The following is an 11,289-nucleotide window of genomic DNA, read 5'->3' as shown; positions in this document are numbered from 1 at the left end:
ATTCCTCCTTTCGGAGAACACCATGAAAGACCTGCTCAATCTCTTCAACCAGCAGCGCCAGACGCTGGACTTCGACGCGATCAAGATCGGCCTGGCTTCGCCGGACCTGATCCGCTCCTGGTCCTTCGGCGAGGTGAAGAAGCCGGAAACCATCAATTACCGCACCTTCAAGCCGGAACGCGACGGCCTGTTCTGCGCCGCCATCTTCGGCCCGGTGAAGGACTACGAGTGCCTGTGCGGCAAGTACAAGCGCATGAAGCACCGCGGCGTCGTGTGCGAGAAGTGCGGCACCGAAGTGACCCTGGCCAAGGTGCGCCGCGAGCGCATGGGCCACATCGACCTGGCTTCGCCGGTCGCGCACATCTGGTTCCTCAAGTCGCTGCCGTCGCGCATCGGCCTGATGCTGGACATGACCCTGCGCGACATCGAGCGCGTGCTGTACTTCGAAGCGTACGTGGTGACCGAGCCGGGCCTGACCGCCCTGGAGCGCCGCCAGCTGCTGACTGAAGAGCAGTACCTGCAGGCGCGCCAGGAGCACGGTGACGACTTCGACGCCGCCATGGGCGCCGAGGCCGTGTACGAGCTGCTGCGCACCATCGACCTGCAGGCCGAGATGGTGAAGCTGAAGGAGGAGATCGCCTCCACCGGTTCGGAAACCAAGCTCAAGCGCCTGACCAAGCGCATCAAGCTGGTCGAGGCCTTCCTGGAATCGGGCAACCGTCCGGAATGGATGGTCATGACCGTGCTGCCGGTGCTGCCGCCGGACCTGCGCCCGCTGGTGCCGCTGGACGGTGGCCGCTTCGCGACCTCCGACCTGAACGACCTGTACCGCCGCGTCATCAACCGCAACAACCGCCTGCGCCGCCTGCTGGAGCTCAACGCGCCGGACATCATCGTGCGCAACGAAAAGCGCATGCTGCAGGAATCGGTTGACGCGCTGCTGGACAACGGCCGCCGCGGCCGTGCCATCACCGGCACCAACAAGCGCCCGCTCAAGTCGCTGGCCGACATGATCAAGGGCAAGCAGGGTCGCTTCCGCCAGAACCTGCTCGGCAAGCGCGTGGACTACTCCGGCCGTTCGGTGATCACCGTCGGTCCGTACCTGAAGCTGCACCAGTGCGGCCTGCCGAAGAAGATGGCGCTGGAGCTGTTCAAGCCGTTCGTGTTCGCCAAGCTGCAGCGTCGCGGCCTGGCCACCACCATCAAGGCCGCCAAGAAGCTGGTCGAGCGCGAGGAAGGCGAGGTCTGGGACATCCTGGAAGAAGTCATCCGCGAGCATCCGGTGCTGCTGAACCGCGCGCCGACCCTGCACCGCCTCGGCATCCAGGCGTTCGAGCCGCTGCTGATCGAAGGCAAGGCGATCCAGCTGCACCCGCTGGTCTGCACCGCGTTCAACGCCGACTTCGACGGTGACCAGATGGCCGTGCACGTGCCGCTTTCGCTGGAAGCCCAGCTGGAAGCGCGTGCGCTGATGATGTCCACCAACAACATCCTGTCGCCGGCCAACGGCGAGCCGATCATCGTGCCGTCGCAGGACGTGGTGTTGGGCCTGTACTACCTCAGCCGCGCCCTGATCAACAAGAAGGGCGAGGGCATGGTGTTCGCCAACACCAACGAAGTGAAGCGCGCCTACGACAACCGCGTGGTCGAGCTGCACGCCAAGGTCAAGGTGCGCATCACCCAGGTCGAGCGCGACGAACAGGGCAACAAGGTCAGCAGGACCTCGATCCAGGACACGACCGTCGGCCGTGCGCTGCTGAGCGAGATCATGCCCGAGGGCCTGCCGTTCGAGCTGTGCAACACCGAGATGACCAAGAAGAACATCTCGCGCCTGATCAACCAGAGCTACCGTCTGCTCGGCCTGAAGGACACCGTGGTGTTCGCCGACAAGCTGATGTACACCGGCTACGCCTACGCGACCCGCGCCGGCGTGTCGATCGGCATCGACGACATGCTGATCCCGGACGAGAAGAAGGGCATCCTGGGCGAAGCCGAGCAGGAAGTGCTGGAAATCCAGGAGCAGTACCAGTCGGGCCTGGTCACCGCCGGCGAGCGCTACAACAAGGTGGTCGACATCTGGTCGCGTACCAACGAGCGCATCGCCAAGGCGATGATGGAAACCATCGGTACCGAAAAGGTCGAGGACGCCGAGGGCAAGCTGGTCGACCAGAAGTCGATGAACTCGCTGTACATCATGGCCGACTCCGGCGCCCGTGGTAGCCAGGCGCAGATCCGCCAGCTGGCCGGCATGCGTGGCCTGATGGCCCGTCCGGATGGCTCGATCATCGAGACGCCCATCAAGGCGAACTTCCGCGAAGGCCTGAACGTGCAGGAGTACTTCAACTCCACCCACGGTGCCCGTAAGGGTCTGGCCGATACCGCGCTGAAGACCGCGAACTCCGGTTACCTGACCCGCCGCCTGGTCGACGTGGCGCAGGACGTGGTGATCACCGAAGTCGACTGCGGCACCGTCGATGGCCTGACCATGACCCCGATCGTGGAAGGCGGCGACGTGGTCGAGCCGCTGAAGGACCGCGTGCTGGGCCGCGTCGTGGCCGAGGACGTGTTCCTGCCGGGCAACGACGAGGATCCGATCGTCACCCGCAACACGCTGCTCGACGAAGCCTGGGTGCAGAAGCTCGAGGACGCCGGCGTGCAGTCGATCAAGGTGCGCTCGACCATCACCTGCGAAAGCTCGTTCGGCGTGTGCTCGCGCTGCTACGGCCGCGACCTGGCCCGTGGCCACCTGGTCAACATCGGCGAAGCGGTCGGCGTCATCGCCGCGCAGTCGATCGGTGAGCCGGGTACCCAGCTGACCATGCGTACGTTCCACATCGGTGGCGCGGCATCGCGTGCGGCGGCGGTGGACAACATCACCGTCAAGACCACCGGTTCGGTGAAGTTCAACAACCTCAAGCACGTCGACCACGCCAACGGTTCGCTGGTGGCGGTGTCGCGTTCGGGCGAAGTGTCGGTGCTCGACGCCCACGGCCGCGAGCGCGAGCGCTACAAGCTGCCGTACGGTGCCACCATCACGGTCAAGGACGGTGCCGAGATCAAGGCCGGCCAGACCGTGGCCAACTGGGATCCGCACAACCACCCGATCGTGTCGGAAGTGGCCGGCTTCATCCGCTTCATCGACTTCATCGACGGCGTCACCGTCATCGAGAAGACCGACGAGCTGACCGGCCTGGCCTCGCGCGAGATCACCGATCCCAAGCGCCGTGGCTCGCAGGCCAAGGACCTGCGTCCGCTGGTGCGCATCGTCGATGCCAAGGGCAACGACCTGACCATCCCGGGCACCGACCTGCCGGCGCAGTACCTGCTGCCGCCGCGCTCGATCGTCAACCTGCAGGACGGCGCCCCGGTGGGCGTGGGCGACGTGGTCGCCAAGATCCCGCAGGAAGCGTCCAAGACCCGCGACATCACCGGTGGCCTGCCGCGCGTGGCCGACCTGTTCGAGGCGCGCAAGCCGAAGGATCCGGCGATCCTGGCCGAGCGTTCGGGCATCATCAGCTTCGGCAAGGACACCAAGGGCAAGCAGCGCCTGATCATCAAGGACACCGATGGTTCCGAGCACGAGGAGCTGATTCCGAAGTACCGCCAGATCATCGTGTTCGAAGGCGAGCACGTCAGCCGCGGTGAAACCATCGTGGACGGCGAGCCGAGCCCGCAGGACATCCTGCGCCTGAAGGGCGTGGAGGAGCTGGCGCGCTACCTGGTCAAGGAAATCCAGGACGTTTACCGCCTGCAGGGCGTGAAGATCAACGACAAGCACATCGAAGTGATCTCGCGCCAGATGCTGCGCAAGGTCGAGATCGTCGACCAGGGCGGCAGCAAGTTCCTCAATGGCGAGCAGGCCGAGCGCCAGCGCGTGATCGAGGAAAATGCCAAGCTGGTGACCCGCAACGAGCTGCCGGCCCGCTTCGAGCCAGTGCTGCTGGGCATCACCAAGGCCTCGCTGGCGACCGAGTCGTTCATCTCGGCGGCGTCGTTCCAGGAGACCACCCGCGTGCTGACCGAGGCGGCCGTGCGCGGCACCGCGGACAACCTGCGCGGCCTGAAGGAAAACGTGATCGTCGGCCGCCTGATTCCGGCGGGTACCGGTCTTGCGTACCACACCAAGCGCCGTCGCGGCGCCTCCGGCCTGACCGAGTCGGAGATCGAGACCCTGGCCGGTACGGCAGTGGCGGTCGAGTCGGAGGTTGCGTCGGCTGAAGCTGAACAGGCTGCAGGCGGCGAGGAGTGAGGTAGGTCCGGCCATTGGCCGGGCGCTTTGAAGAACCGCCGGTCCGCCCGGGCCGGTGGTTCAACCTGAACGGGGTACATGGAGGCCCCCCTGTAACGGCCCGGGATCAGGGCTGGCCTGGAAGGGACGCGTTTGACTGCGTTCTGGACGGGTTGCTACAATCGTCTGTCTCGGCAGGCCTGAATTTCGGGCCTGCTTTCCATTTTCCGCATCTGGCCGTTTTTGCGGCCCCAATCAGAAGAACCTACTGATGGCGACGATCAACCAGCTGGTCCGCAAGCCGCGGCAAGCGACCACCTACAAGAGTGCCTCGCCGGCGCTCGACAAGTGCCCGCAGCGCCGTGGCGTCTGCACCCGTGTCTACACCACCACCCCGAAGAAGCCGAACTCGGCTCTGCGCAAGGTTGCCAAGGTCCGCCTGACCAACCAGGAAGAGGTCATTTCCTACATCGGTGGTGAAGGCCACAACCTGCAGGAGCACTCCGTGGTCCTGATCCGCGGCGGTCGCGTCAAGGACCTGCCGGGTGTGCGTTACCACACCGTTCGCGGCTCGCTCGACGCCGCCGGCGTCGCCAAGCGTCGCCAGGCCCGTTCCAAGTACGGCGCCAAGCGTCCGAAGGCCTAAGGAGAGAGCACTATGTCGCGTAAGGGTAATACTCCGCAGCGTTCCGTCCTGCCCGATCCGAAGCACGGAAGCGAAACCATCGCCCGCTTCATCAACATGGTCATGCAGAGCGGCAAGAAGTCGGTCGCCGAGAAGATCGTGTACGGCGCCATGGACGTGATCGGCGAAAAGAATCCGAATGCCATCGAGCTGGTGCAGAAGGCGCTGGACAACGTGGCTCCGGCCGTCGAAGTGAAGTCGCGCCGCGTCGGCGGCGCCACCTACCAGGTGCCGGTCGAAGTGCGCGCCTCGCGCAAGATGGCGCTGGCCATGCGCTGGCTGATCGAGTCGGCCCGCAAGCGCGGCGAGAACTCGATGCCGCGCAAGCTGGCCGCCGAGCTGCTGGACGCCTCGGAAAACCGTGGCGGCGCCATCAAGAAGCGTGAAGAAACCCACCGCATGGCGGAAGCGAACAAGGCGTTCGCGCACTACCGCTGGTGAGTTTGAAGGCCTTGTGAACACAGGCCGGTGACACCATCTGGGTGTCACCTCGCGGTGACAGAATCGCCGCGTCAACCCGAAGGCCGCCGAAAGGCGGCGTTCGGCCATTCCGAAATCCGAAAAATCTGAGAGGCTCCCCGTGGCCCGCACCACTCCCATCGAGCGTTACCGCAACTTCGGCATCATGGCCCACATCGATGCCGGCAAGACCACCACGTCCGAGCGCATCCTGTTCTACACCGGCAAGAGCCACAAGCTGGGTGAGGTGCACGATGGCGCCGCCACCATGGACTGGATGGAGCAGGAGCAGGAGCGTGGCATCACGATCCAGTCCGCTGCCACCACCGCGTTCTGGAAGGGCATGGACAAGTCCATGCCGGAGCACCGCTTCAACATCATCGATACCCCCGGGCACGTCGACTTCACCATCGAAGTCGAGCGTTCGCTGCGCGTGCTCGACGGCGCGGTGTTCGTGCTGTGCGCCGTCGGTGGCGTGCAGCCGCAGTCCGAGACGGTGTGGCGCCAGGCCAACAAGTACCACGTGCCGCGCATCGCGTTCGTCAACAAGATGGACCGCACCGGCGCCAACTTCTTCAAGGTCCGTGACCAGCTGAAGGCCCGCCTGGGCGCCGTGCCGGTGCCGATGCAGATCCCGGTGGGTGCCGAGGACAACTTCCAGGGCGTGGTCGACCTGGTGAAGATGAAGGCCATCGCGTGGGACGAGAAGTCCCAGGGCATGAGCTTCGAGTACCGCGACATCCCGGCCGAGCTGCAGGCCCAGGCCGAGGAAGCGCGCGCGTTCATGGTCGAGTCGGCCGCCGAAGCCAGCGAAGAGCTGATGGAGAAGTACCTGGGCGGCGAGGAGCTGACCGAGGACGAGATCTACAACGCCCTGCGTATCCGTACGCTGGCGACCGAGATCGTGCCGATGTTCTGCGGCTCGGCGTTCAAGAACAAGGGCGTGCAGGCCATGCTCGACGGCGTCATCAAGCTGCTGCCGTCGCCGGTCGACGTGCCGGCGGTCAAGGGCACCGACATCGACGACGAGAGCAAGGAAATGTCGCGCGAATCCAGCGACAAGGCCCCGTTCTCGGCGCTGGCGTTCAAGATCATGACCGACCCGTTCGTGGGTTCGCTGACCTTCTTCCGCGTCTACTCGGGCGTGCTGAACGCCGGCGACCAGGTGCTGAACTCGGTGCGCAACAAGAAGGAGCGCATCGGCCGCGTGCTGCAGATGCACTCCAACAACCGCGAAGAGATCAAGGAAGTGCTGGCCGGCGACATCGCCGCGGCGGTGGGCCTGAAGGACGTCACCACCGGTGACACCCTGTGCGCCATCGACGCCCCGATCGTCCTGGAGCGCATGGCGTTCCCGGAGCCGGTGATCTCCATGGCGGTCGAGCCGAAGACCAAGTCCGACCAGGAAAAGATGGGCATGGCCCTGGGCCGTCTGGCGCAGGAAGACCCGTCGTTCCGCGTCAAGACCGACGAAGAGTCGGGCCAGACGATCATCTCGGGCATGGGCGAGCTGCACCTGGACATCATCGTCGACCGCCTGAAGCGCGAGTTCAACGTCGAGGCCAACGTCGGCAAGCCGCAGGTCGCGTACCGCGAAACCATCCAGGCCGCGGACGTGAAGTCGGATTACAAGCACGCCAAGCAGTCCGGTGGTAAGGGCCAGTACGGTCACGTCGTGATCGAGATGTCCCCGATCACCGCCGCCGACCGCGAGAAGCACGGCGCCGACATCAAGGACGACTTCCTGTTCCTGAACGAGATCACCGGTGGCGTGATTCCGAAGGAATTCATCCCGTCGGTTGAAAAGGGCCTGCGCGAGACCATCACCAGCGGCCCGCTGGCCGGCTTCCCGGTGGTGGACGTGAAGGTCAAGCTGGTGTTCGGTTCGTACCACGACGTCGACTCCTCGGAAATGGCGTTCAAGCTGGCCGCCTCGATGGCGTTCAAGCAGGGCTTCGCCAAGGCCAAGCCGGTGCTGCTGGAGCCGATCATGAAGGTCGAGATCGTGACCCCGGAGGACTACCAGGGCGACGTGATGGGCGACGTGAGCCGTCGCCGCGGCGTGCTGCAGGGTTCGGACACCAGCGTTTCGGGCGTTGTCATCAATGCGATGATCCCGCTGGGCGAAATGTTCGGTTACGCCACCCAGCTGCGTTCGATGACCCAGGGTCGCGCCACGTTCTCGATGGAGTTCGACCACTACGAGCCGGCGCCGAACAACATCGCCGAAACCGTCATCAAGAAGGCCTGAGCCCGCGGGGCTCAGGTTCTCCACACAACTTTCAGCTAATCAAGGAATATCAAAATGTCCAAGGGTAAGTTCGAGCGTACCAAGCCGCACGTCAACGTCGGCACCATCGGCCACGTCGACCATGGCAAGACCACGCTGACCGCCGCGCTGACCAAGATCGGTGCCGAGCGTTTCGGTGGCGAGTTCAAGGACTACTCCTCGATCGACGCCGCGCCGGAAGAGAAGGCGCGTGGCATCACGATCTCGACCGCGCACGTCGAGTATGAATCCGCGACCCGCCACTACGCCCACGTGGACTGCCCGGGCCACGCCGACTACGTGAAGAACATGATCACCGGTGCGGCGCAGATGGACGGCGCGATCCTGGTGTGCTCGGCCGCCGACGGCCCGATGCCGCAGACCCGCGAGCACATCCTGCTGTCGCGCCAGGTCGGCGTGCCGTACATCGTCGTGTTCCTGAACAAGGCCGACATGGTGGACGACGCCGAGCTGCTCGAGCTGGTCGAGATGGAAGTGCGCGAGCTGCTGAGCAAGTACGACTTCCCGGGCGATGACACCCCGATCGTGCACGGTTCGGCCCGTCTGGCGCTGGAAGGCGACCAGAGCGACATCGGCGTGCCGGCGATCCTGAAGCTGGTCGATGCCCTGGACAGCTGGATCCCGACCCCGGAGCGCGACATCGACAAGCCGTTCCTGATGCCGGTGGAAGACGTGTTCTCGATCTCGGGCCGTGGCACCGTGGTGACCGGCCGTATCGAGCGCGGCATCATCAAGGTGGGTGACGAAATCGAAATCGTCGGCATCCGTCCGACCCAGAAGACCACCGTCACCGGCGTGGAAATGTTCCGCAAGCTGCTGGACCAGGGCCAGGCGGGCGACAACGCGGGCCTGCTGCTGCGCGGCACCAAGCGTGACGACGTGGAGCGCGGCCAGGTGCTGGCCAAGCCGGGTTCGATCACCCCGCACACCGAGTTCGAAGCCGAGGTGTACGTGCTGTCCAAGGACGAAGGTGGCCGTCACACCCCGTTCTTCAAGGGCTACCGTCCGCAGTTCTACTTCCGTACCACCGACATCACCGGCGCCGTGCAGCTGCCGGAGGGCGTCGAGATGGTGATGCCGGGCGACAACGTGAAGATGTCGGTCACGCTGATCAACCCGGTGGCGATGGACGAAGGCCTGCGCTTCGCCATCCGCGAAGGCGGCCGCACCGTCGGTGCCGGCGTCGTCGCCAAGATCACCAAGTAATCGCGCTTTTCCCGTTCGCGGGGAGCGTCGGACAAGGGCGGCCTCCGGGCCGCCCTTTTTCGTTGCCGCGGCCGGATGCCGGCGATCTTGCCGGGGCGTGCGCACGGCGTTGCCGGCAGGCGCAGGCGGCTGCGCCCGGCTGGACGGCTGCCCGGCCCATGTCCGAAGCGGCGGATGCGGGCGTGGCGCCTGGGCGCGGGCGGCGCTCACGCCGGGTGCCGCGCCCTGCGGTCGCCGATGGCGGAAAACGCCCGCTTCCCCGCTCTTGTATCCATGGGGTGCGCACGGCGCGCCGCAATCCGGTACGGCCGGCATGACCTTCGCTACGTGAATCCGGCGATGGATGCCCCTAAGGTGCCGCATGTGGCGGTGTCGGCCGCCGGCAGGACAAACGCGAGGAGAAGACGGATGTTGCGAGCAGTGGGACAGGGGCGGCGCCGGGCGCTTGCAGTGGCGCTGGCGGCGTTCGCGGCGGTGGCGCAGGCGGCGGTGCCGGCACCGAAGGAGCACTTCGGCTTCACCATCGGCGATGACTACATGCTCGCCAACTACACCCAGACCGAAGCCTATTTCCGCAAGGTCGCGGCCACGTCGGACCGCTTCCGGCTGGTGGAGCTGGGCAGGACGTCGGAAGGGCGCCCGCAGCTGATGCTGATCGCTTCGGCGCCGGCCAACCTGGCGCGCCTCGACGAGTACCGCGCCATCTCCGAGCGACTGGCGCGGGCACGCGACGACGCCGCGGTCGCGCGCGGGCTGGCGGAGCAGGGCAAGGCGGTGGTGTGGATCGACGGCGGCCTGCATGCCAACGAAACGGTCGGTGCGCACCAGCTGATCGAGACCGTGTGGCAGCTGGCCAGCCGCGACGATGCCGAGACCCGCCGGATCCTCGACGACACCATCATCCTGCTGGTCCACGCCAACCCGGACGGACAGGAGCTGTACTCGGACTGGTACATGCGCGAGCCGGTGCCGGCCAAGCGCGTGCTCGACAAGCCGCCGCGCCTGTACCAGAAGTACGCCGGGCACGACAACAACCGCGACTTCTACATGGCCGCGCTGCAGGAAACGCGCAACCTCAACCTGGCCATGTACACGCGCTGGTACCCGCAGATCGTCTACAACCACCACCAGACCTCGCCCAAGGGCACGGTCATCGTGATCCCGCCGTACCGCGACCCGTACAACTACAACATCGACGCGATGATCCCGGTCGGGCTGGAAGCGCTGGGCTCGGCGATGAACCTGCGTTACCTGCAGGAGGGCAAGCCCGGCGCGGTGTCCAAGGGTGGCAGCGTGTATTCCACCTGGTGGAATGGCGGCCTGCGCACCATGCCGTACTTCCACAACATGCTCGGCGTGCTGACCGAGATCACCGGCAACCCGACGCCGATGCAGATCCCGTTCCTGCCCGAGCGGCAGCTGCCGGACAGCAACCTGCCGGCACCGGTGCCGGCGCAGACCTGGCATTTCCGCCAGTCCATCGACTACAGCCTGACCGCCAACTGGGCGTTGCTGGACTATGCCTCGCGCAATCGCGAACAGCTGCTGTGGAACATCTACCGCATGGGCCGCAACGCCATCGAGCGCGGCAGCCGCGACACCTGGACCCCGCGCCCGAGTGCGCTGGCCGCCGCCCGCGTCGCGGCCGGCAAGGACGGAAAGCCTGCCACGGAGCTTGATGCCGCCCAGGTCGACGCGCTGCTGCGCAGTCCGGACCAGCGGGATCCGCGCGGCTACATCATTCCGGCCGACCAGGCGGACTTCCCGACCGCGACGGCCTTCGTCAATGCGCTGCAGCTGGCGGGTGTGGAGGTGTCGCGCGCCAGCCGGCCGTTCGCGGTGGCCGGCCGCCGGTACCCGGCCGGCTCGTTCGTGGTCCGGGCCGACCAGGCCTTCCGGCCACACGTGCTGGACATGTTCGAGCCGCAGGACCATCCACATGACTTCGAGTACGAGGGCGGCCCGCCGATCGCGCCCTACGACTCGGCCGGCTGGACGCTGGCCTTCCAGATGGGCGTGGCCTTCGACCGCGTGCTGGAGGGCTTCGACGGCCCCTTCGAGGCGCTGCCGGCCGGGCAGCTGCAGGTGCCGGCCGATGTGCCGGTGCCGGGCTCGGCCAATGGCTACCTGCTCGATGCGCGTGCCAACAACAGCGTGATCGCGGTCAATCGCCTGCTGAAGGCGGGCGTGCCGGTGCGGCGCCTGCAGGACCGCGATGGCGCCTTCTTCGTGCCGGCGGCCGCGCCCGACGCGCTGGCCGCCGCCCTGTGCGGGACCGGCGTGCGGGCGCTTGCCGCCGACCGGCGCGTCACTGGCGGCGTGCCGGTGAAGGCGCCGCGGATCGCGCTGTGGGACCACTACGGCGGCTCCATGGTGTCCGGTTGGACCCGGCTGGTCCTGGACAGCTTCGGCTTCGACTAT

At 66.2% G+C, this 11,289-nt stretch carries 6 protein-coding genes; all 6 read left to right on the top strand.

Annotated elements, in window-relative coordinates; genetic code table 11:
- The first annotated feature begins 22 nt into the window (after window positions 1-22).
- Window positions 23-4,249, top strand: a complete 4,227-nt coding sequence (gene rpoC / locus AC06E6_RS08345; protein WP_161613295.1) for a DNA-directed RNA polymerase subunit beta' — start codon at window positions 23-25, stop codon at window positions 4,247-4,249.
- 250 nt (window positions 4,250-4,499) lie between these two features.
- Window positions 4,500-4,874, top strand: a complete 375-nt coding sequence (rpsL, locus tag AC06E6_RS08340) for a 30S ribosomal protein S12 (protein ID WP_004145320.1) — start codon at window positions 4,500-4,502, stop codon at window positions 4,872-4,874.
- Between the two features lie 12 nt (window positions 4,875-4,886).
- Window positions 4,887-5,354: a 30S ribosomal protein S7 gene (gene rpsG / locus AC06E6_RS08335; RefSeq protein ID WP_104938134.1), complete on the top strand. Its 468-nt coding sequence runs from the start codon at window positions 4,887-4,889 to the stop codon at window positions 5,352-5,354.
- Window positions 5,355-5,493: 139 nt separating this feature from the next.
- A complete protein-coding gene (gene fusA / locus AC06E6_RS08330) occupies window positions 5,494-7,623 on the top strand; it encodes an elongation factor G (RefSeq protein ID WP_161613296.1) in 2,130 nt (709 codons plus the stop codon).
- Between the two features lie 54 nt (window positions 7,624-7,677).
- A complete protein-coding gene (gene tuf, locus AC06E6_RS08325) occupies window positions 7,678-8,868 on the top strand; it encodes an elongation factor Tu (RefSeq protein ID WP_056931948.1) in 1,191 nt (396 codons plus the stop codon).
- 408 nt (window positions 8,869-9,276) lie between these two features.
- Window positions 9,277-11,289 (top strand): M14 family metallopeptidase (locus AC06E6_RS08320; protein ID WP_478060957.1); only part of this gene is annotated, 2,013 nt, incomplete at its 3' end.

It is taken from the genome of Stenotrophomonas sp. Steno-Z10-HUANG (assembly GCF_056393075.1).
This window is presented reverse-complemented; position numbering and strand designations above follow the sequence as displayed.